General features: G+C 73.4%; 17 protein-coding genes. 3 read left to right on the top strand and 14 right to left on the bottom strand.

Annotated features, from left to right (window positions below):
- Nucleotides 1–73: 73 nt before the first annotated feature.
- A complete protein-coding gene (locus KJS59_RS07345) occupies nt 74–1,777 on the top strand; it encodes a metallophosphoesterase (protein WP_213451543.1) in 1,704 nt (567 codons plus the stop codon).
- Here the strand turns inward: KJS59_RS07345 and KJS59_RS07340 are convergent.
- The 6 genes from KJS59_RS07340 to tmk all read right to left on the bottom strand — a co-directional run bounded on the left by KJS59_RS07340 (nt 1,764) and on the right by tmk (nt 8,019).
- Entirely contained in the window at nt 1,764–2,618 is an 855-nt protein-coding gene (locus KJS59_RS07340; protein ID WP_213451542.1) for a PSP1 domain-containing protein, read from the bottom strand. The genes KJS59_RS07345 and KJS59_RS07340 overlap by 14 nt on opposite strands.
- Nucleotides 2,619–3,064: 446 nt before the next feature.
- Nucleotides 3,065–3,847 carry a hypothetical protein gene (locus KJS59_RS07335; RefSeq protein WP_213451541.1) on the bottom strand — a complete coding sequence of 261 codons (783 nt, stop codon included), beginning with the start codon at nt 3,845–3,847 and terminating at the stop codon, nt 3,065–3,067.
- Nucleotides 3,848–4,153 carry a hypothetical protein gene (locus KJS59_RS07330; protein WP_213451540.1) on the bottom strand — a complete coding sequence of 102 codons (306 nt, stop codon included), beginning with the start codon at nt 4,151–4,153 and terminating at the stop codon, nt 3,848–3,850.
- 67 nt (nt 4,154–4,220) lie between these two features.
- Complete coding sequence (locus tag KJS59_RS07325) at nt 4,221–4,547, bottom strand: YbaB/EbfC family nucleoid-associated protein (protein ID WP_213451539.1); 327 nt, start codon at nt 4,545–4,547, stop codon at nt 4,221–4,223.
- A gap of 86 nt (nt 4,548–4,633) precedes the next feature.
- Complete coding sequence (locus KJS59_RS07320) at nt 4,634–5,842, bottom strand: DNA polymerase III subunit delta' (protein WP_213451538.1); 1,209 nt, start codon at nt 5,840–5,842, stop codon at nt 4,634–4,636.
- Nucleotides 5,842–8,019, bottom strand: a complete 2,178-nt coding sequence (gene tmk / locus KJS59_RS07315) for a dTMP kinase (RefSeq protein WP_283775752.1) — start codon at nt 8,017–8,019, stop codon at nt 5,842–5,844. The genes KJS59_RS07320 and tmk overlap by 1 nt, the downstream gene beginning before the upstream one ends.
- A 244-nt stretch (nt 8,020–8,263) precedes the next feature.
- On the opposite strand from tmk, the gene KJS59_RS07310 reads away from it, so the two are divergent.
- On the top strand, nt 8,264–9,469 hold the full coding sequence (locus KJS59_RS07310; RefSeq protein WP_213451536.1) for an amino acid deaminase/aldolase: 1,206 nt from the start codon (nt 8,264–8,266) through the stop codon (nt 9,467–9,469).
- Here the strand turns inward: KJS59_RS07310 and KJS59_RS07305 are convergent.
- Nucleotides 9,439–10,098 (bottom strand): TetR family transcriptional regulator, encoded by a 660-nt coding sequence (locus KJS59_RS07305; RefSeq protein ID WP_213451535.1) that lies wholly within the window; start codon nt 10,096–10,098, stop codon nt 9,439–9,441. The two genes, KJS59_RS07310 and KJS59_RS07305, sit on opposite strands and share 31 nt — an antisense overlap.
- Nucleotides 10,099–10,274: 176 nt before the next feature.
- Between KJS59_RS07305 and KJS59_RS07300 the strand changes: the two genes are divergently transcribed.
- A complete protein-coding gene (locus KJS59_RS07300) occupies nt 10,275–11,567 on the top strand; it encodes a D-arabinono-1,4-lactone oxidase (protein WP_213451534.1) in 1,293 nt (430 codons plus the stop codon).
- On the opposite strand, the gene KJS59_RS07295 is transcribed toward KJS59_RS07300, so the two are convergent.
- From KJS59_RS07295 to KJS59_RS07265, 7 genes are all read right to left on the bottom strand, one after another.
- On the bottom strand, nt 11,543–12,385 hold the full coding sequence (locus KJS59_RS07295; protein ID WP_213451533.1) for a sulfotransferase family protein: 843 nt from the start codon (nt 12,383–12,385) through the stop codon (nt 11,543–11,545). The two genes, KJS59_RS07300 and KJS59_RS07295, sit on opposite strands and share 25 nt — an antisense overlap.
- A 69-nt stretch (nt 12,386–12,454) precedes the next feature.
- Complete coding sequence (topA, locus tag KJS59_RS07290; RefSeq protein ID WP_213451532.1) at nt 12,455–15,232, bottom strand: type I DNA topoisomerase; 2,778 nt, start codon at nt 15,230–15,232, stop codon at nt 12,455–12,457.
- A gap of 267 nt (nt 15,233–15,499) precedes the next feature.
- Nucleotides 15,500–16,393 carry a hypothetical protein gene (locus KJS59_RS30970; protein WP_249713946.1) on the bottom strand — a complete coding sequence of 298 codons (894 nt, stop codon included), beginning with the start codon at nt 16,391–16,393 and terminating at the stop codon, nt 15,500–15,502.
- The gene (locus KJS59_RS07280) at nt 16,384–16,908 is read right to left on the bottom strand and encodes a hypothetical protein (RefSeq protein WP_376771140.1); all 525 of its coding nucleotides are present in this window, start codon (nt 16,906–16,908) and stop codon (nt 16,384–16,386) included. Before KJS59_RS07280 ends, KJS59_RS30970 begins: the two co-directional genes overlap by 10 nt.
- Nucleotides 16,909–17,030: 122 nt before the next feature.
- Nucleotides 17,031–19,373 (bottom strand): sodium-translocating pyrophosphatase, encoded by a 2,343-nt coding sequence (locus KJS59_RS07275; RefSeq protein ID WP_213451531.1) that lies wholly within the window; start codon nt 19,371–19,373, stop codon nt 17,031–17,033.
- 272 nt (nt 19,374–19,645) lie between these two features.
- Nucleotides 19,646–20,083, bottom strand: a complete 438-nt coding sequence (locus KJS59_RS07270; protein WP_213451530.1) for an ATP-binding protein — start codon at nt 20,081–20,083, stop codon at nt 19,646–19,648.
- 10 nt (nt 20,084–20,093) lie between these two features.
- The gene (locus KJS59_RS07265; protein ID WP_213451529.1) at nt 20,094–20,453 is read right to left on the bottom strand and encodes an STAS domain-containing protein; all 360 of its coding nucleotides are present in this window, start codon (nt 20,451–20,453) and stop codon (nt 20,094–20,096) included.
- Nucleotides 20,454–21,008: the final 555 nt, after the last annotated feature.

The raw sequence follows: 21,008 nt of genomic DNA, 5'->3' as shown, positions 1-21,008 counted from the left end.
CCTCGGCGATGGCGCCGAGCCGAGTCGGGTAGCCGCTCGCCGGATAGCCATCGACGACCTAGGCTGCGGGATCGTGACGGACGAGCACGAAGCGCCCGAGTTGCGCCGCCCCCGCAGCCTGGACCCGATGGAGTTGGGCTTCACCCCCCGCCGGCCGGTGCCGTGGTTGGCGCCGTTTCTGCTGCTCAGCACCGGGCTGCGGACGCTGCTCGCGGCGCTGTTCGGCGCGTACCTGGACAAGCGGGAGTTACAGAACGCGCTCGGCGCTCAGGTGCACTCCCAGCCGGGCACGGGCGGGGAGCTGTGGCTGGATTACGTGGCGGACCTGGGCGACGGGTTCCACAGCACGTACAGCATCGCCTACCTGCTCGCCCAGCCCTCGCTCGCCGTCGACGGCCGGGAGTTGCCGCGCGGCCAGGTGCTCGTCATGGGTGGCGACCAGGTGTACCCGACGGCCAGCGCGGACGCGTACGAGGACCGGTGCAAGGGCCCTTACGCGGCGGCGTTCCCGAACCCGGGGCCGGAGGCGGTGGCGCCGACGCTCTACGCGGTACCGGGGAATCATGACTGGTACGACGGGTTGACCGCGTTCCTGCGGCTGTTCGTGAAGGTGCGCAGCGACAACGTCGGCGCGTGGCGGATCGAACAGTCCCGGTCGTACTTCGTGGTGGAGTTGCCGCAGCGGTGGTGGCTGTTCGCGATCGACGAGCAGTCGGGCGCGTACCTGGACGACCCGCAGTTGATCTACTTCCAGGAGGCGGCGAAGCAGCTTCGGCCGGGCGACCGGGTGATCCTGTGCTCGCCGGAGCCGACCTGGGTGAAGTCGGCGACGAAGCCGCAGGCGTACGACACGATCGACTACTTCGTCCGCACGATCATCGCGCCGACTGGTGCGCGCGTGCCGCTGATGCTCTCCGGGGACCTGCACCACTACGCGCGCTACACGGGCCGGCACCGGCAGTTGATCACCTGCGGCGGGGGCGGGGCGTACCTGTACCCGACGCACAAGCTTCCGGAGCGGATCACGGTGCCGCCGAAGGACGCGATCAACCGCAAGAAGAGCCCGAGCCAGGCGTACGACCTGGCCGCGCGGTACCCGACGGCGCCGACGTCGCGGCGGCTCGCCTGGGGGGTGTTCGCGCGGCTGCCGTTCCGGAACCCGGGCTTCGCCACCATGCTCGGGGTGCTGCACACACTGCTGATGCTGGCGATGGTCGGCGCGGCGACCCGCACCGACGAGGTGGTGCGCCGGCTGTTCAGTGTGCCATTGGGGATCATGGTGCTGCTCGTCATGGGGGGCGCGGTGCTGTTCGCACGGCCGCCGAACGCGAGCGCGAAACGGCACCCGCAGCATTGGCTGCTCGGCATCGGGCACGGGCTGGCGCACCTGACGCTGGGCGCGCTCGGCGCCTGGGCGTGGCTGCACCTGCCGTTCGTGGACTGGCCGTGGCCGCTGCCGCTGGTCGCTGCGGCCGTGCTCTACGGCCCGGTCTCCGGCCTGGTCGCGGCCCAGCTCACCAGCCTGTACCTGCTGGTCGCCAGCCAGTTCGGGGTGAACGTGAACGAACTGTTCGCCGGCCAGGGAATCGATGACTACAAGATTTTCCTGCGCCTGCACATCGCCGCCGACGGCGCCCTGACGATCTACCCGATCGCCATGGACCGGGTCGGGCGGCAGTGGCAGGCGCAGCCGGACGCGCCGCCGTGGGTGTCATGGCTGGCCCCGAAGAAGCGCCTCCAGCCCTACCTCGCGGAGCCGCCGATCACGATTCGCTAGCCGGGCCGTGCCGCTCCTCGTACGCCTGGCGCGAACCACACACGGAGGCGCGGCCACACGAGAGGCGGGAGCCGTCCGCGTCCAGCCGGACGATGACGGAGTCCCGCGGCACGCTGTGCCCGACCACCCTGCCCTCGCCCTCCGGGATGCTCACCCGCTCGCCCAGCGCCGGCGCGCTCGCCTGGAACTTCTGGTACAGCGGGTGTTCGTACTTCAGGCAGCACATGAGGCGGCCGCAGGCGCCGGAGATGCGCAGCGGGTTGAGCGGGAGATCCTGGTCCTTCGCCATCCGGATGGTGACCGGCTCGAAGTCGGTGAGGAACGTGGCGCAGCACAGGTCCCGCCCGCAGGAGCCGATGCCGCCCTGCACCCGCGCCGAGTCCCGTGCCGAGAGCTGGCGTAGCTCGACCCGGCAGTGCAGCGTCGCCCCGAGGTCGCGGACCAGCGAGCGGAAGTCCACCCGGTGCGGCGCCGTGAAGTAGATCGTGGTGCGGGCGCCGGTGCCGGTGTCGGCGCTTTCCGGGACGTGGTCCACGGCGACGACCTTCATCGGCAGGTCATGGTCGCGGATCAGCCGCTTCGCGGCCACCTTCGCCTCCGCCTTGCGCCGCCGCTGAAGCTCGTCACGCTCCAGGTCGCGCTCGGTGGCCATGCCGGCCAGCTTCGGGAACCCCGCGGTCTCCTCCGACACCCACTGCGCCGCCCACACGCACTCGGCCACCTCGGGGCCGTCATCCGTGGGTACCAGCACCCGGTCGCCGACCTGGGGGCGCAGGTCGCCGGGGTCCAGGTAGTAGAGCCGCCCGTACCGGTTGAAGCTGACCGCACAGAGCATGCCCATATCGACACCCTACGTCCGCGAGCCCGTGTGAAGCACCCGCCCGCCACCGGCCCACCCTCGGCCGATCTTGGACTTGTGGTACCCCTCGACTTTCGGGCTTTGCCGGCAGCCCCGGGCGAGATCGTGGTGCGACACGCCGCATTTCTGGCCAGATCGGTACCAAGATCTCCCGCCCGGCGGCCACCACGGGCACGACACAGCGCCGACCGAACGGTCACGAACCGCGCCCCCCGGATCGGCGGCGCGGCCCTCGACTCGTCCGAAACCCGATCGGCCGGACGGGTGAAAGGCGCCGCTCCCCCGCGACAACCGGGGGAATCCGACGTTGAGTGGGGAGTCTGAGCCTGCGGGGGGTGCAGGAAAGGGCCACGGCGTCGCATGCGATCCGCACGCGACGCCGTTGGCATTCTCCGGCCGATTCCCGTGCCGCGCAGGACGGGACCGGGTCAGAGCGGGACGCGTAGGGCGTTGGGCGGTGGTGGACCGTCCGACGCGGGCGCCCGGTAACGCAGTTCGACCAGGTGTGTGGACCAGGCGCCGCGCAGCCGCTCGCCCCCGTCGTACGCGGCGTCGATCGCGGCCAGCGCCCGGGCGCCGAGCGTGGCGGCGGCCCGGACCGCCGCCCCGGGCGGGGGCGGCTGGCCGCCGGGCCAGCCACCCTCCACACTCGCCTCGACGCCGGCGCCCGCGCGCCCGGCCGTCACCAGGGCGACCGCCTCGGCCGAACCGAGGGCCTCCGCGAGCGCGGCCGCGAGCGCGGCCCGGGTGTCGGCCATCCAGTCCGCGACGGCCTCGGCGTAGCCGGCGGTGGCGCGCAGCCGGGCGGCGAGGCTCTCCTCCGGGCCGGCGAGGTGGCCGGCGAGCGACGACCAGTGCCCGGCGAAGGCGTCCGCCCCGGCGCCGGACCAGCCGTCGCCAATCGCCCCGCCCCCGCCGGCACCGTGCCCGGCAGCGCCCCGGCCGGGAGCGCCCTGGCCGGCGGCGCGGGCGCCGGTGGTCGCCGCCCGCTCGTACTCCTCGGCGAGACCGCGCAGCGGGGCGGCGGCCCGGGTCAGCCCACCGGGGCGCAGGGCGACCACGGCGGCGACCGCCTCGCCCGGCAGGGCGCCCACCCGGCGCAGCAGCGGCCAGATCGGGTGCTCCTCGGGCGCGCCGGCCCGGATCAGCGCGGCATCCACCCGGGCGAACAGGTCGCCGGCCGGGGCGGCGAGCCGGCCGAGGGCGTCCACTCAGGACTCCGTCGCGTGGCGGCGGCGGGCCGCCGCCTCCACATCCTCGTAGCCGCTCCCGATCAGGCGCAGCGCCTGGGCGGCGTCGGCGAGGCGGGCCCCCGCCGCGGCGGCCTCGCGGGAGCGGGCGGCCAGCGCGGCCTCCCACGTGCCGTGGAGTTCCCGGCCCAGCTCACCGAGGCGGCCGGGCGCGTCGGCGCCGAAGCCCGACGGGCCGCCACCCAGGCCGCCCAGCCCGCCGCTGGCGCCGGTGACCGCGGTGGCGATGGCCTCCACCGCCCGAGCGACCTCGCGGGGCCCGGACATCACGCCACGCTCCACGGCGGGGGCGCGACCGCGCCCGTACCCACGATGCGCCGCCGGACGACAGCCATCACACCTCCCCGAGCGGCCGGTATTCGCCGAAGGTCTCGGCGTGCAGTTTGCGGCGGGCCCAGGCGGCCGCGTCGGCCGCGCCGGCGACGGCGGCGCCGATCGAGCGGGAGACCTCCGCCTCGGAGCGGCCGTGCAGGCGCCCCACGACGGTGACCTCGCGAATCGTGCCGGCGGCGGTGACCACCACCTCGATCAGGCCGTCGGGCGAGCGCACGGTCACCTCGACGGCGCCGACCGTCTTCTCAAACTCGGCCTGGAGCGACTCGATGCGGCGGTAGCGCTCGACCGCCTCCTCGATCCAGCCCTCGTCGATCTCGCGCGCCATCCCACCCTCACCGCGTCACCCTGCGTACGCCCGCTGGCACCGAAGGTACCGTCATCCCCCGGGGCCCAAAAGCCCCTGTGGATAACTCAGCCGCGCCAGAGAGCGAGCATCATCGCTTCGACGGCGATGCGTGGCTTCACGTTCGCCTCGACGGCCTGCCGGCAGGCCAGCACCGCCTCCAACCGGCGCAGGGTGCCCTCGGCGGTCCACCGGGCGGCGGCGGTCTCGGCCATCGGCGCGGTGTCGGCGTGCACCGGCAGTACCGGGGCGGAGAACTTGACGGCGAGCACGTCCCGGTAGAAGCCGGCGAGGTCGACCAGGGCCCGGTCGAGGGCGTCGCGCTGGGCGCGGGTGGCCCGGGACCGCTGCCGGCGCTCCAGATCCTTGAGCTGGCCGGCGGCCCCGCGGATCGCCCCGGCGGCGCCGCGCCCGGTGCCGCCCGCCCCGAGGGCGGTCTCCAGGTCGGCGCGCTCCCGGGCGTCCATCTCGACGACCGCGGCGACGGCCTCCGCCTCGGCGGCCTCGATCAGCGCCGAGGCGGCGTCGAAGCAGGCGCCGACGCCGGTCAGCCGGCGCGGCACGGCGAGCACGGCGGCGCGCCGCTCCCGCGCCTGCGGGTCGCGGGCCAGCCGGCGGGCCCGGCCGACGTGACCCTGCGCGGCGGCCGCCGCCCAGTGCGCGGTCTCCTCCGCTATGCCGTCGCGCGTGGCCAGCACCGAGGCGACCGCCTCCGGCGGCGGTTGGCGGAGCGGGACCGTGCGGCAGCGGGACCGGATCGTCACCGAGATGTCGTCCGGGTGGGTGGACGGCGTGCAGAGCAGGAACACGGTGCGCGGCGGCGGCTCCTCGATGGCCTTGAGCAGGGCGTTGCCGGCCGCCTCGGTGAGCCGGTCGGCGTCCTCGACGAGCAGCACCTGCCACCGGCCGCCGGTCGGGGCGCCGGCCGCGCGCAGCACCAGCGCCCGCATCTCGCCCACGCTGATCGACAGCCCTTCCGGGACCACGAAGCGCACGTCCGCGTGGGTGCCGGCCAGGGTGGTGTGGCAGCCGGAGCAGGCGCCGCAGCCGGTGCCGTTCTCGCACTGGAGCGCCGCCGCCAGCGCCCGCGCCGCCACCGACCGCCCAGAACCGGGCGGCCCGGTGAACAGCCAGGCGTGGGTCATCCCGGCGCCGGACGGTTCAGTGCCGTCGGCCGGGCCCGCCGGGCCCACGATCGCGGCGGCCGCGGCGGCGGCGCGACGCAGGGTCGCCACGGCCTCGGGCTGGCCGACCAGGTTGGCGAAGACGTCCGCCATCAGGACCGCCGCTGCAACTCGCGATCGGTGGCCGGGTCGTCGCCCCCGGCCTCAGGGGTGTCGCCGGACGGACCCTCCGGCGGCACCCCGGGGGTGTCGCCGGACGAGTGCGGGCCGGCGTCGCTCGCGTGCGAGTGCGGCTCGATGCCGGCGGGGGTCACCGCCGCCACGTCCTCCAGCGTCGGCCGGTGCGCCGGCAGCAGCGGCTGGATCCGGTCGGCGACCGCGCGGGCCAGTTCCTGCGGCGGCCGGGTGGCGTCCAGCACCAGGTACCGGCGGGGATCGCTGGCGGCCAGGTCGAGGAAGGCCCAGCGGACCCGCTCGTGGAACTCGGCGGACTCGCCCTCCAGCCGGTCCTCGCCCATGCCGCGGGCCGCCACCCGGCTGCGGCCGACCAGCGGGTCCACGTCCAGCAGGACCACCAGGTCCGGCTTGAGGCCACCGGTGGCCCACTGGGACAGCCAGGAGACCTCCTCCACCGGCAGCGTCCGGCCGGCGCCCTGGTACGCCAGGGAGGAGTCGACGTAGCGGTCGCTGATCACGACGGCGCCCCGGGTCAGCGCCGGGCGGACCACGGATGCCACGTGCTGCGCCCGGTCGGCGGCGTAGAGCAGGGCCTCGGCGCGCGGGGAGATCGACGCGGCGGGCGAGTCGGCGTCCAGGACGAGCCGGCGGATGCGCACGCCGAGGTCGGTGGCGCCCGGCTCGCGGGTGACCACCACATCCCGGCCGCGCTCGCGCAGCAGTTGGGCCAGCCGCTGCACCTGGGTCGACTTGCCGGCGCCCTCGCCGCCCTCGAAGACCACGAACAGCCCGCTCCAGGAGACCGGCTCGGGGACCGACAGCGGGCGCCCGCGCATGGAGCCCCACAGGTCGGGCAGCACCGGTACGCCCGGCTTGTCGTCCATCTGGCGGAAGGCGCTGATGCCGGTGAGGATGCCGAACACGCCCGCGGCGATCAGCAGCAGCCGGGTGGACGAGATGGAGATCCCGAGGTCGGCGATGCGCAGTTGGCGGGAGCCGCCGAGGCCGACCAGCGCGCTGGACAGCGAGATCGACAGCATCAGCACGACCCGCGTGCCGGTCTGCATGAACGCGAAGACCCGGCCGCGCATGTCGTCGCCGACCTCGCCGCCGAGCAGCGTGGTGCCGGACAGGAACGCCATGCCGGCGCCCGCGCCGACCAGCAGGGTGCCGAAGACCGCCAGGGACAGGTGGAACGCCAGGCCGAGCACGATCACGGAGGCGCTGGCCAGCACGATGCTCATGCCGAACCAGCGGCGCCGGGACAGCTGGTTGACGGCGAGCGGGCCGAGCCCGATGCCGACCCCGAGGCCGATGAAGATCAGGCCGAACAGCAGGTAGAAGGTGGAGTCGCCGCCGCCGAGGGACTGCGCGTAGAACTGCGCGGTGCCGATGACGATGCCGCCGCCGGCGAACGCGCCGAGGATGCCCAGTACCAGGCCGCGCACCAGCGGGGTCCGCCCGACGTACTTCCAGCCGTCGAAGAACTGCCGCAGCACGCTCTCCTCGGGGCGCCGCCGCCGGCCGTCCCGCCCGCTGATCTCCTTGATCCCGAACAGGACGACGATCGCGGTCGCCAGCCGGGACAGCGCGTTGAAGTACAGCGCGAGGTTCGTCGGGTTGCTCCACGCGGCCGGGTCGCGCCCGGAGGTGGGCAGCACCGCGTTCAGCCCGGACAGCCCGACCGCGGCGAGCACCGGGGTCAGCCCGTACGTGGTGATGAGCGTGAGCTGGTTGGAGACCTCCAGCCGGGCCCGCGGGATGAGGTTGGGTACCGCGGCCTCCTTGGCCGGGATCCAGATCATCGTGACCGTCTCGATCAGGAAGGTGGCGATCGCCGCCCACCCGATCGTGATCGCCGGGTTGCCGGCGACGATGCCCACCACCGGGATCGAGCCGAACAGCACGAACCGCAGGAGGTCGCAGACCACCATGGTGTAGCGGCGGTCGAAGCGGTCGGCCAGCACGCCGGCGGCCGGCCCGAGCACCAGCGCCGGCAGCAGCCGGACCGCGATCAGCGACCCGAATGCCAGGCCCTTCGCGGCCGAGCCGCTGACCTGGGAGGCGGCGAAGACCGCCGTGGCGAGCAGGCCCAGCCAGTCGCCGAACGAGGCGACCCCGAGCACCATCCAGAGCCGCCGGAACGGCCGGATCCGCAGTACCGAGCGCAGCGCCTGGATGCCGGACAGCTCGACCGGCCCGGTGCCGGCCCCGCCGCCGGGTACCCGTGCCGCGCCCCCGTCACCGCCGTTCCCGCTGATCGTTCACCCCCGGAGCCTGTCATTCCGCGCGTTCACTGTAGTCCGCGCGGGGCCGATCGACGGCCCTGGCGCTCCCTGAAGGTGTGTCGGCGGGGTGGATGATGTGAAAATTACTCGCTTCAACTAGGGTGCGACGATGAGCGTCGATACTGTGCCGGGCCCGCGGCGCCGCCTGGACGCCGCCACCGCGCACCTCGATCCCCCGTTTGCCGCCGTCGATCTCGGCGCGTTCGACGCCAACGCGGCCGACCTGGCGGGGCGAGCGAGCGGCAAACCGGTGCGGATCGCCACGAAATCGCTGCGCTGCCGGGAGCTGATCCGGCGCGCCCTCGCCCACCCCGGCTGGCGCGGCGCCATGGCGTACACCCTGCCGGAGGCGATCTGGCTGGCCCGCACCGGCGTCGCCGGGGACGTCCTGGTGGCGTACCCCACGGCACACCGGTCCGCCCTGCGCGAGCTGGCCACCGACCCCGCCCTCGCCGCCACCGTCACGATCATGGTGGACTCGGCGGCCCAGCTCGACCTGGTCGACGCGGTGCTCCCGCCGGGGCGTCGCGAGCCGGTCCGGGTCTGCCTGGACCTGGACGCGTCGTGGCGGGTGCTCGGCCTGCACGTCGGCGTCCGGCGCTCGCCCGTACACTCCGCCGCCCAGGCGGGCGCCCTGGCCGCGCGGATCGCGTCGCGCCCCGGGTACCGGCTGGTGGGGCTGATGGCGTACGAGGCGCAGGTGGCCGGGGTGGGCGACGCGCCACCGGGCCGGCGGACGCGGGCGGCCGGCGTGCGCGCGATGCAGCGCGCCGCGCTGCGCGAGCTGACCGACCGGCGCGGCGCGGCGGTGGCGGCGGTCCGCGGGGCGGTCGACCTGGAGTTCGTCAACGGCGGCGGCACCGGCAGCGTGGCCACCACCGCCGCGGACCCCGCGGTGACCGAGATCACGGCCGGCTCCGGCCTGTACGGGCCGACCCTGTTCGACGGCTACCGCGCCTGGCGCCCGCGCCCCGCGGCGGCGTTCGCGCTGAGCGTGGTGCGGCGGCCGGCGCCACGGATCGCGACCGTGCTCGGCGGCGGCTGGATCGCCTCCGGCGCGCCCGGCGCCGACCGGCTGCCCACCCCGTGGCTGCCGGCGGGCCTGCGGCTGCTCGGCACCGAGGGCGCCGGCGAGGTGCAGACCCCGCTGCGCGGGGCGGCGGCGGCCGGACTCGCGGTCGGCGACCGGGTCTGGTTCCGGCACGCCAAGGCCGGCGAGCTGGCCGAGCACGCGAACGAACTGCACCTGATCGACGGCGACGCGGTGGTCGGCACGGCGCTGACCTACCGGGGCGAGGGGCACGCCTTCCTGTGATCAGGCTCGACATGCCGGTGCAGATACTCCCGGGCCAGCGCCTTGGCCTCGGTGAGCACGGCCTCGTCGCCGTCCGGCTCCCGCCGGAACGCCAGCTTGATGAGCGCGTCGCTGGCCTCCACCGCGATGGACAGGGCGAACCGCAGGCGCCCCGTGTCCGCCACCCCGAAGCTCTTGACCAGCAACCCGGCGAGCTGGTCGGCGATGACCGCGTTGTTGTCCCGCTCGGCGTCGAGCAGGTGCACGTCCACCACGTCGCCGAAGTGCAGCGTGCGGAAGCCGGGCACGGTGCGGTGCATGGCGATGTACTCGTCGATGGCCGCGTCCACGCCGTCCCACCAGTGGCCGAAGCCGCCCTCGGCGAACCGGGCGCCGAGCCGGCCCAGGTATGCCTCCAGGTTGCGCAGGGTCAGCGCCTGCACGATGGCGCGCTTGTCGGGGAAGAACTGGTACACCGAGCCGATCGCCACGGTGGCCCGCTCGGCCAGCATGGTCGTGGTGAACGACTCGTAGCCGACCTCGTCGACCAGCTCCGCACAGGCGTCGAGCATCCGCTGCACGCGGGCGACGCTGCGGCCCTGCACCGGTACCCGGCGCAGGGGCTTGGCGGTGACGGTTGGTGTGGACACTCGCCACTCCTCTGTACCCCTGGGCGATCGCCCCCGTCGGCCGCGGGCGGCCCGGCGGCGAACGAAGACCGAACTGTACTCGGATTAACGACACGAAGCACCGGACGGATCGGTTCGTTCTTTACCGGTATCCACCGGGCCTGCTATGAACGGTACTCACTTTCGGGAGGTGCCCCGTGCCGGGATCGTGGACCAACTGGGCGGGCAATCAGCGCGCCGCGGCCGAGCCGCTCCGCCCGGCCACCGTGGACGAGGTCGTAGCGGCGGTCCGCGCCGCGGCCGGCGCCGGGCGCCCGGTCAAGGCCGTCGGCAGTGGGCACTCCTTCACCCCGGCCGCGGTCACCGAGGGCGTCCTGCTGGACCTGTCCCGGCTCGCCACACCGGTCCGCGTGCAGCGGGCGAGCCGGCTGGTGACCGTCCCGGCAGGAATGTCCCTGCGCGACCTGAACGACCTGCTGCACCGGCACGGCCTGGCCCTGCCCAACCTCGGCGACATCGACGCGCAGACCATCGCCGGAGCGATCTCCACCGGCACGCACGGTACCGGCGCCCGGTACGGCTGCCTGGCCACCTCCGTCGCCGGGCTGACCCTGGTCACCGCGGCCGGCGAGGTGCTGACCTGCGACGCGGCCGAGCGGCCGGACGTGTTCGCCGCCGCCCGGGTCGGGCTCGGCGCGCTCGGCGTGCTCACCTCGGTCACGCTGCGCTGCGTGGACGCGTTCACGCTGCGCGCCGACGAGCGCCCGCTGCCCCTGGCCGACGTGCTTGCCGGCCTGGACGAGCACGTCGCCGGCAACGACCACGCCGAGTTCTACTGGTTCCCGTACACCGAACGGGTCCAGCTCAAGCGCAACAACCGGGTGCCCGCCGACGACCGTCCCCTGTCGCCGGCGCGCCGCTGGCTGGACGACGAGTTGCTGTCCAACACGGTGTTCGGGGGCGCCTGCCGGCTGGGCCGGGCCGTCCCCGCCCTGGCGCCGGCGATCCACGCCGTCTCCGCCCGGGCGCTCTCGGCGCGCACCTACACCGGCCGGTCCGACCGGGTGTTCTGCACCAGCCGCCGGGTGCGGTTCGTCGAGATGGAGTACGGGCTGCCGCGCGCCGCCCTGCGGCAGGCGTTCGCCGGCCTGCGCCGGGTGGTCGAGGCGCTGCCGTTCAAGGTGCTGTTCCCGGTCGAGGTGCGGTTCACCGCCGCCGACGACATCTGGCTGTCGCACGGCTACGGGCGGGACAGCGCGTACATCGCCATCCACCAGTACGTGGGGGCGCCGTACGAGCCGTACTTCCGGGCGTTCGAGCGGGTGGCGCAGGATCTCGACGGCCGCCCGCACTGGGGCAAACTGCACTACCGGGACGCGGCGAGCCTCGCGCCCGCATACCCCCGGTTCGCCGACTTCCTCGCGGTCCGGGACAAACTGGACCCCGACCGCCGGTTCGCCAACGCCTACACCGGGCGCGTGCTCGGCTGAAGCACCTGGTATCCCCACCGCTGCGCGATCTCGGCCAGCTCCGCGGGCAGGTCGGCGGTGTCCGGCAGCGGGCGGGGCTGCTGGATGCGCCCGCTGCGGATCCGCTCGGTCCAGTCGCCCAGGCCGGAGCGGATCGGGCCGTGGTCCCGCCGGCCGTACTCGAGCATGCCGGGCTCCCACGGCACACCGATGAACTCGCACAGCCGCTGGGTCTCGGGCTCCGGCTGGGCGATCAGGTCCTCGTACCGGAGTGTGTGCCCGGGCAGGTTGCGCCGCGCCTCATCCAGCGCCGTGGCGTACCGGGTGATGTGCGCGGCGGCCTGGTCCGCGGTCTGCCAGCTCCGGGCCCGACGCCACGAGTCGAGCACCGCGGCGGGGTGCCGCAGCAGGAACACGAACCGGGCCTCCGGCCAGGTGCGGGCGATCCGCGACCACATGAACACGTGGTGCGGGGTCTTCTCGACCAGCACCGACTTGCCGCTGCGGGCCAGCGCGGTGGCCATCACCGAGTCCCACAGCAGCACGTCCAGCTCCGGTTCGGTCAACCCGAGCTGGGTCATGCTGTCGGTGACGTACTTGTCTTTGAGCTGGACTTGCAGCCCGGTCAGGTGCAGCTCGTGCGGGGCGTACAGCCGGGAGTGGCTGTTCAGGATCATCCGCAGGAGCGTCGAGCCCGACCGGACCGACGTGAAGATGAACACCGGCGCCCGCAGACGGGTAGCCGGCGGCCGGGAGAGCCGCCGCCACCGCGCCCCGCGGGTCAGCTGGAGTCCGGTAGCGGCGGTGAGCCAGTAGTGTGCGACGTGCTGCCAAGCCATGGCGCCGGATAGTAGCTTGATTAGGTCAAATTAATCTCAAAGCCGGATGGGCGCCCGCTTGGTTCACCCTTACGACGTAGCCGCCTTCTTCGGCGCGGCCGCCTTCCCCGGCGCCTTCTTCGCCGCCGTGGCCTTCTTCACCGCCGCCTTCTTCGCGGCCTTCTTCGCCGGCTCCGCACCCTGCTCCGCCGCCTTCTTCGGCGCGGCCTTCTTCGCCGCCTTCTTCCGCGGCGACGGCCCGGCGGCCCGCTTGTCGGCGAGCATCCGCGCCGCCTCCTCCGCGGTCAACTGCTCCACCGACTGACCCCGGCGCAGGGACGCGTTCGTCTCGCCGTCCGTAACGTACGGCCCGAACCGGCCCTCCTTGATCACCATCGGCTTCTCGGTCTCCGGGTCGGGGCCCAGCTCGCGCAGCGGCGGGGCGGCGGCCCGCCGGCCCCGGGTCTTCGGCGCCGCCAGCAGGGCCAGCGCCTCCTCCAGGCTGACCGTGAACAGCTTCTCCTCGCTGTCCAGCGACCGGTAGTCGTCGCCGCGCTTCACGTACGGCCCGTACCGGCCGTTCGCGGCGACGATCTCGTTGCCCTCCGGGTCGGCGCCGACGGTACGGGGCAGCGACAGCAGCCGCAGCGCGTCCGCCAGCGTGAGCTGCTCCGGCGACTGGCTGCGCAACAGCGAGGCGTTCTTGTCGCCGGTGGACACGTAGGGACCGTACCGGCCGGAGCGCAGCACCACCGGCTCGCCGGTCTCCGGGTGCTCGCCGAGCTTGCGCTCGCCGCTGCCGCCCAGGAACAGCTCGTCCACCTTCTCCGGGGTCAGCTCGTCCGGGACGATGCCCTCCGGCAGCGACACCCGGTTGTCCGGCGAGTCGCCCTCCTCGCCCGGGCGGGTCCGCTGCACGTACGGGCCGTACCGCCCGACGCGGACCACCACGTCGCGCCCCTCGGCGTCGGTGAACAGCGGGATCGAGTTGACGCTGCGGGCGTCGATCTCCCCCAGGTTCTCGGTGACCATCTTCTTCAGGCCGCCACCCCGGGCGATCGACTCATCCCCGCCCGTCGCGCTGCCGAAGTAGAAGGAGGTCAGGAAGTCCACCGCGGCGGCCGCGCCGCCCGCGATCTCGTCCAGTTCGTTCTCCATCGCGGCGGTGAAGCTGTAGTCCACCAGCCGGGGATAGTGCCGCTCCAGCAACCCCACCACGGCGAACGCCAGGAACGACGGGATCAGCGCCTGACCGCGCTTGAACACGTACCCCCGGTCCTGGATCGTCTTGATGATCGAGGTGTAGGTGGACGGGCGGCCGATGCCCAGCTCCTCCAGCACCTTCACCAGCGAGGCGTCGGTGTACCGGGCCGGCGGCTGGGTGGTGTGCCCGGTCGGGGCCAGCTCCTCGGCGGTCAGCGGCTGGTCCTTCACCAGCGTGGGCAACCGGCGCTCGGCGTCCTCCGCCTCGGCGTTCTCGTCGTCCGAGGACTCCACGTACGCGCGCAGGAAACCCGGGTCGGTGATCGTCTTGCCGGTGGCGCCGAAGTCGCACTCCTCGCCGGCCGTGGAGACCGCCCGGATCCGCACCGACACCGACGAGCCGACCGCGTCCGTCATCTGCGACGCGATCGTGCGCCGCCAGACCAGCTCGTAGAGCTTGAACTCCTCGGTCGACAGCTCCTGCGCCACCTCGCCCGGGGTGCGGAACACGTCGCCCGCCGGGCGGATCGCCTCGTGCGCCTCCTGCGCGTTCTTCACCTTGCCGGTGTACCGGCGCGGCTGCGGCGGCACGAACCGGTCGCCGTACAGCTCCGCCACCTGGGTCCGGGCGGCCGAGATCGCCGTCTCGGAGAGGTTCACCGAGTCGGTACGCATGTAGGTGATGTAGCCGTTCTCGTACAGCCGCTGCGCGATCCGCATCGTCTGCTCCGAGGAGTACCGCAGCTTGCGCGACGCCTCCTGCTGGAGCGTGGACGTGATGAACGGCGCGTACGGGCGGCGCCGGTACGGCTTCTCCTCGACCCGGGTGACCGCGAACGGCCGGTCCGCCAGCCGGGCGGCCAGGCCCCGGGCGCCGTCGCCGTCCAGGCGCACCGCGCCCGCATTCGGCTTGAGCTGGCCGGTGGTCGGCTCGAAGTCCTTGCCGGTGGCGATCCGGTCGCCGTCCAGCGCGACCAGGGTCGCGTGGAACGTGCGCGGCCCCTCCTTGGCCTGCGCCACCGCAAGGGTGGCCACGATGTCCCAGTACTCGGCGGACCTGAACGCCATCCGCTGGCGCTCCCGCTCCACCACGATCCGGGTCGCCACGGACTGCACGCGCCCCGCCGACAGGCCGGTACGCACCTTCTTCCACAGCACCGGGGAGACCTCGTACCCGTACAGCCGGTCCAGGATCCGCCGGGCCTCCTGCGCCTCGACCAGGTCCCGGTCGATCTCCCGCGGGTTGGCCACCGCGGCCCGGATCGCCGACTCGGTGATCTCGTGGAAGACCATCCGCTTGACCGGCACCTTCGGGCGCAGCGTCTCGACCAGGTGCCAGGCGATCGCCTCGCCCTCCCGGTCCTCGTCCGTGGCCAGGAACAGCTCGTCGGCCTCCTTGGCCAGCGAACGCAGCTTCGTGATCTGCTTCCGACGGTCGGCGGAGATCACATAGAGGGCCTCGAAGCCGTTGTCCACGTCGACCCCGAGCCGGGCCCACGGCTTGTCCTCATACCCCGCCGGCACCTCGGCCGCGTTGCGCGGCAGGTCCCGGATGTGACCCATGCTCGCCTCGACGACGTACCCCGGGCCGAGGAAGCCCGCGATGCGCCTGGCCTTCGCCGGCGATTCGACGATGACCAGCCGGCTGCTCTTGGTGCTCGGCACGTCTCTCCCTGACTCTTCCCGCTGTGCCCCGACCACGACCGGGATATGAGCTCTCCCGGACGTGTAAAGTACCCGCGCCCACCCTCATGTCACGGATGTCCACCGTAACGCGCGATGCGGACGCCGGGTTTCGACCCGGTTGGGCCGCTTTTGGTGACCGTACGTGCAGCCATCGCCCCCCGCCGTTACGACAGACGGCGAAACGGTACACCCGTGACCGGCACAATCATCTATCCACCGCCCAAGCAGTCCCCCCTGGCACGACGATCATGCAGGTGTGGCGGGCCAGGCGTGCGCCGGAGCGGCGGCCGGTCGCTCCCCGACGAGTTCCGCGAGACGGGTCAGCCGGCGCCGCCCGGTGATCCGGTACGCCGGCCCGAGCGGGGGCCCGCTGACCTCTTCCGGCTGGTCCTCGCCGTCTACCGGCGGCTCGCTCTCAGCCCGGGACTCGCTCTCCTCGGGGCCCGCCTTGCTCCCGCTGCGGGACCCGCTCCCGGACCGGACGCTGCTCTCGGGCCGGCCGTTACTCTCCGCCATCGGCCTGCCCCCGGCCCGAGGCTTGCCCGCAGACCGGCTCCTGTTCTCTGACCGGGGGTCGTCGTCGGGCCGGGGCTCGTTCTCCCGGGCCGGCTCGCCGCCGGCCGGGGACGCGGCCACGGCCGGGACGGCGCGGGCGACCACCCTCGGCGTTACCAGCACCGCCGGCAGGCCGATCGCCGCCAGGGCCGCCCCCACCGGCTCCCAGCACAACTCGTCGCCGGCGCCCAGCCGCAGCAGGAACCCCAGCGGCTCGACGTTTCCGGCCGCCGCCACCCAGAGCCGCAGCCGGTGCCCGTTGAGGTGGAACCGCGGCGGCGGCCGCTTCCCGCCCTCCCGCAGCCAGGCGGCGGCGAGCGGGGCGAGCAGCCCGGTGTAGGCGGTCCGCACGCGGTAGCCGGCACCCTGGGCGGGCAGCCACGACGCCGCCAGCCCGCGCGCGGCGAACTCGGCCGCCAGCACGTGCACCCGCCAGGCGGCGTCCACGGTCATCGAGACCCTGGCGGTCCCGCCCATCCGGACCACCTCGCCCGGCCCGGCAAGCAGCCCCGCCAGGTCGGCCGGCGCCGGCTCGCCGGCCTCCACGCCGAACAGCGACAACTGCCGCGCCGGCTCTACTGGCACTCGGGCACCTCGTCGAACGCCGCCCGCAGCCCCGGTGAGCTGAGCTTGCTGGTGTCCAGTGCGCTGCGCCCGTACTCGTCGTTCAGGGTCGACATGACGCCCGCCACCCCGGTGTAGAACGCGTCCGCGGGGTCGGCAGCCAGCTGCTCCACCCCGGTCCGGGCCTTGCCGTAGGCGTCCCGGATCGCCGACAGGCTGGCCACGAAGCCGACGGCCACCTGCTCGCCGCCGTCCACATCGGGCACGCCCGCCCGCGCCACCTTCGCGCGGGCCGTCTCGCTCGCCGTCTCCGCCCCGCCCAGCAGCCGGACCAGGTTCTCCTTGGCCTGCGCCGGGGTGGTCTTCGCGGTCATCTGCTGCTGCGCCCGGCCGGTCAGCGTGCCGATCTCCGCCCGCCACGGCGCCAGCGCCTCGCACACCGACGCCGCCCAGGCCGACGCCGACGGGTTGCGGGCGCAGGCACCGAGGGTGGCCGCGAGCACGAGCATCACCACGAGCGTCACCGGCCTGCGCATGGCTTGCAGCGTACGGCGATCCCGACCCGCGCCGCACCGCCGTATCCGCCGCCCCACACCCGGCACGGGGCCCGTTCCGGAACGGAACGGGCCCCGTGGACCGGTCATGGTGCCACCGGCGGTCAGGCGTTGACGGTGGTCGTGCCGGCCGTCTCCGGGACGGACTCGGCCATGGCGACCGGCTTGCGCTTGCTGAACAGCACCGCGCCGACCACGATCGCCGCGGCCACCACCGCGACGGTGACCCGCAGCGGCGTGTTCTTGTCGGTACCGACGCTCCACGCCACCACGGCGGGGGCGATCAGCAGCGACACCAGGTTCATCACCTTGAGCAGCGGGTTGATCGCCGGGCCGGCGGTGTCCTTGAACGGGTCACCGACCGTGTCGCCGATGACGGTCGCGGCGTGCTGCTCCGAGCCCTTGCCGCCGTGCGCGCCGTCCTCGACCAGCTTCTTCGCGTTGTCCCAGGCGCCACCGGAGTTGGCCAGGAACACCGCCATCAGCGTGCCCGCGCCGATCGCACCCGCCAGGTACGCGGCGAGGGCGCCGGCACCGAGGCCGAAGCCGACCGCGATCGGCGCCATGATGGCCAGCAGGCCCGGGGTGAGCAGCTCGCGCTGCGCGTCCCGGGTGCAGATGTCGACCACCTTGCCGTACTCCGGCCGCTGCGTACGGTCCATGATCCCGGGCAGCTCCCGGAACTGGCGGCGCACCTCCAGCACCACGGCGCCGGCGGAGCGCGACACCGCGCTGATCGCCAGGCCGGAGAACAGGAACACCACCGCCGCGCCGACCAGCAGGCCGACCAGGCTGCGCGGGTTGGCCAGGTTCAGCAGGTTCAGGACCTCGGTGCCGACCTGCCCCGCGCTGACCCCGGCGGTCCGCAGCGAGCTGTCCAGCGTGTTGGTGTACGAGCCGAACAGGGCGGTCGCGGCCAGCACCGCCGTCGCGATCGCGATGCCCTTGGTGATCGCCTTGGTGGTGTTGCCGACCGCGTCCAACTCGGTCAGCGTCCGCGCGCCCTGCTCGTCGATGTCGCCGGACATCTCCGCGATGCCCTGCGCGTTGTCCGAGATCGGGCCGAACGTGTCCATGGCGACGATCACGCCGACCGTGGTGAGCAGGCCCGTGCCGGCCAGGGCCACCGCGAACAGCGACAGGACGAGGTTCCCGCCGCCCAGCAGGAACGCGCCGTACACGCCCGCGCCGATCAGCAGCGCCGAGTACACGGCGGACTCCAGGCCCACGCTGATGCCGGCCAGGATGACCGTGGCCGGACCCGTCTCCGACGTGTTGCCGATGTCCCGCACCGGCCGCCGGTTCGTCTCGGTGAAGTACCCGGTCAGCGCCTGGATCGCCGCCGCCAACACGACGCCGATGATCACCGCGCCGATGGCGATCGTGCGCGGGTTGCCCGGGAACGCGGCGAACTGGTCGCCGAACTTCGCGAAGTCGCTGGGCAGGTACGCCCAGGCGGCCACCGCCACCAGCACGGCGGAGATCGCCGCGGAGATGAAGAACGCCCGGTTGATCGCGGTCAGGCCGTTGCGGTCCGAGGTCCGCAGCCGGGTGATGAACACGCCGATGATCGCCACGATCGCGCCGATGCCCGACACGATCAGCGGGAACACCAGGCCGTCCTGGCCGAACGCCGCCCGGCCCAGGATCAGCGCCGCCACCAGCGTCACCGCGTACGACTCGAACAGGTCGGCCGCCATGCCGGCGCAGTCACCGACGTTGTCGCCGACGTTGTCCGCGATCGTCGCCGCGTTGCGCGGGTCATCCTCGGGGATGCCCTGCTCGACCTTGCCGACCAGGTCCGCGCCCACGTCGGCGGCCTTGGTGAAGATGCCGCCGCCGACCCGCATGAACATCGCCAGCAGCGCCGCGCCGAAGCCGAAGCCCTCCAGCACCGTCGGGGCGTCCCCGCGGAACAGCAACACGACCAGCGCCGACCCGAACAGGCCGAGCCCCACGGTGAGGAAGCCGACCACGCCGCCGGTGCGGAACGCGATCTGCATCGCCCGCTCCCGCCCGCCGGACGCCTCGCGGGCCGCCGCGGCCACCCGCACGTTCGCCCGGGTGGCCATGGCCATGCCGGCGGCGCCGATGAACGCCGAGAACACCGCGCCGATCACGAAGAACGCGGATCGGCCGATCTTCACAAGGGTCTCGTTGTCGCCGGCGTCGTGCACCGGCAACAGGAACAACAGAATCACCGCGAGCACGACGAAAATGCCCAGGGTCTTGAACTGGCGGAACAGGTACGCCGAGGCGCCCTCCTGCACGGCGCCCGCGATCTCCTGCATCGTGGTGGTGCCCTTGTCGGTCGCCAGCACCGCTCGCACGAGCGCGGCGGCGAACGCCAGTGCCACCAGCGCGATCACCGCCGCGACGATGACAAACGAGACGTTCGCGCTGGTAAGGGTCACCCCGCCGCCCTCGGCGGCCAAGGTCCGGGACATCTATGTCCTCCTGTACCCAACAACTTCGCAACCGCCGGCGGACGAACCGGCGATGGCGTCTCCACGCGGGGAGCTACGAAAGGGAGCCCTCGCACCCGCGAACGGGGCCAGGGCAATATTTAACAACCCGCGTACCTTACCGATCCGGCGTGTCCACAGTCACACCGACCGGCGCATCTCACCCGCCGTAACGGACGAAGATCGCCCCCGGGCGCCCGTCTCGCCCGCCCCTGCCGCCTCGATCGTCCCGCCCGGCGCTTGCGGCCGCCCGCTCAGCGGCGGGTGGGCCAGATCATCCGGACCTCGGTACCGGCGCCCTCCTCCACGGGCCTGACCTGCAGGTCCTCCACGAAGCCCGCGAGCAGGGCGAACCCCACGCCGGTGGTCAACGCCTCGTCGGTCAGGGACTCGTTCGCCAGTTCGTCCGGCGGCAGCGCCGCCAGCCCGATACTCGCCTCGATCGGCGCCCGGTCGATCACCCGGACCGTGTACGGATCGTCGTCACGCATCTCGACCTCGACCGGGTCGCGCAGCCCGTACTGGTTGTGCAGCGCGACGGCCCGCGTGCACGCCTCGCCGATGGCCAGCCGCACCTCGTCCAGCAGTTCGTCGGCCACCCCGGCACGCCGGGCCACCGCCACGCCGACCAGGCGCGCGGTGCGGACGTGGACCGGGGCGGGCGAGAACGACAGACGAACGGTGGCCATCAACGCGCCGCGCTCACTGCGCCGAAGCGGCGTCCGGGTCCGCCGCGATGGCGGACTCGACGGAGTCGTACAACGGGAAGACCTGGTCCAACGCGGTGATCCGGAAGATCTTGAGCAGCGGCTCGCGCGAGCACACCAGCCTGAACGTGCCGCCCGCGGCCCGCAGCCGCTTGAGCGCGCCGACCAGCACACCGAGCCCGGTCGAGTCGAGAAAGTCGACCCGTCCAAGATCCACGACCACGTGCCGGGCCCCGCTCTCGTGGACCTCGAGCAGCAGTTGCCGCAGCCGGGGGGCGGTGTAGACGTCGACCTCCCCGCCGACCTCCAGGACCGTGTGCCCGGCGACCGCGCGGGTCGCCAGCGACAGTTCCATCGGTTTACCTCCCTTGCCCCGCCCTGGGCATCTAACCATCGCGCCGGCCCGAACGGCAGTTCGCCACCCTTCGCGTCCTTGGCGCCGGTCCGCGCGCAGGCGTACCGAACCCGACCATTGACGGCGGCACGGACCCCTGGGCGGGCAGGCGTGACATGGGTGTGGCTCGATGCGTGAGGTGACCGTACAACCCTGGCGTCGACTTCTCCCCCATGCAACTCGCCGCACCCCCCAAAACACCGCGCCCCTCCTCGCGCGCGCCCGCCTGCCCCGCCGCCTCATAGGAACGTTGCCCCTTACGCCATGCCGAATCTTGGTGTGGATCTGGCCGGAAATCGGCCAGAAGTCGGCGCGTATGTACCAAGGCTGCCGGAGCGCCGCGATTCACCTCTAACCGGACATCGCATCCTGAAGATCGGCGGGGTGGGGGCGGTGTCCTCACTGTCAGGCTTGACGCTTTGCGGCGCCCGCGGCCCGGGGATGTTGACGGCACCGAGGGCGTTCGGGGTGGTCGCCCAGTCGTACAGGTGGACGAGCACGCCGGGATGATGCCAG

Origin of the sequence: Rhizomonospora bruguierae, from assembly GCF_018397995.1 — a bacterium.
Taxonomy (GTDB): Bacteria; Actinomycetota; Actinomycetes; order Mycobacteriales; family Micromonosporaceae; genus Rhizomonospora; species Rhizomonospora bruguierae.
Note: the sequence above shows the minus strand (reverse complement) of the source record. Positions and strands in the feature narration are given on the sequence as shown.

Excerpts from the sequence above, each read along its gene's own strand:
- KJS59_RS07340 (WP_213451542.1), bottom strand. The coding sequence starts at position 2,618 with ATGGGCATGCTCTGTGCGGTCAGCTTCAACCGGTACGGGCGGCTCTAC.
- KJS59_RS07330 (WP_213451540.1), bottom strand. The coding sequence starts at position 4,153 with ATGTCCGGGCCCCGCGAGGTCGCTCGGGCGGTGGAGGCCATCGCCACC.
- KJS59_RS07325 (WP_213451539.1), bottom strand. The coding sequence starts at position 4,547 with ATGGCGCGCGAGATCGACGAGGGCTGGATCGAGGAGGCGGTCGAGCGC.
- KJS59_RS07320 (WP_213451538.1), bottom strand. The coding sequence starts at position 5,842 with ATGGCGGACGTCTTCGCCAACCTGGTCGGCCAGCCCGAGGCCGTGGCG.
- KJS59_RS07310 (WP_213451536.1), top strand. The coding sequence starts at position 8,264 with ATGAGCGTCGATACTGTGCCGGGCCCGCGGCGCCGCCTGGACGCCGCC.
- KJS59_RS07295 (WP_213451533.1), bottom strand. The coding sequence starts at position 12,385 with ATGGCTTGGCAGCACGTCGCACACTACTGGCTCACCGCCGCTACCGGA.
- KJS59_RS07280 (WP_376771140.1), bottom strand. The coding sequence starts at position 16,908 with ATGCGCAGGCCGGTGACGCTCGTGGTGATGCTCGTGCTCGCGGCCACC.
- KJS59_RS07275 (WP_213451531.1), bottom strand. The coding sequence starts at position 19,373 with ATGTCCCGGACCTTGGCCGCCGAGGGCGGCGGGGTGACCCTTACCAGC.
- KJS59_RS07265 (WP_213451529.1), bottom strand. The coding sequence starts at position 20,453 with ATGGAACTGTCGCTGGCGACCCGCGCGGTCGCCGGGCACACGGTCCTG.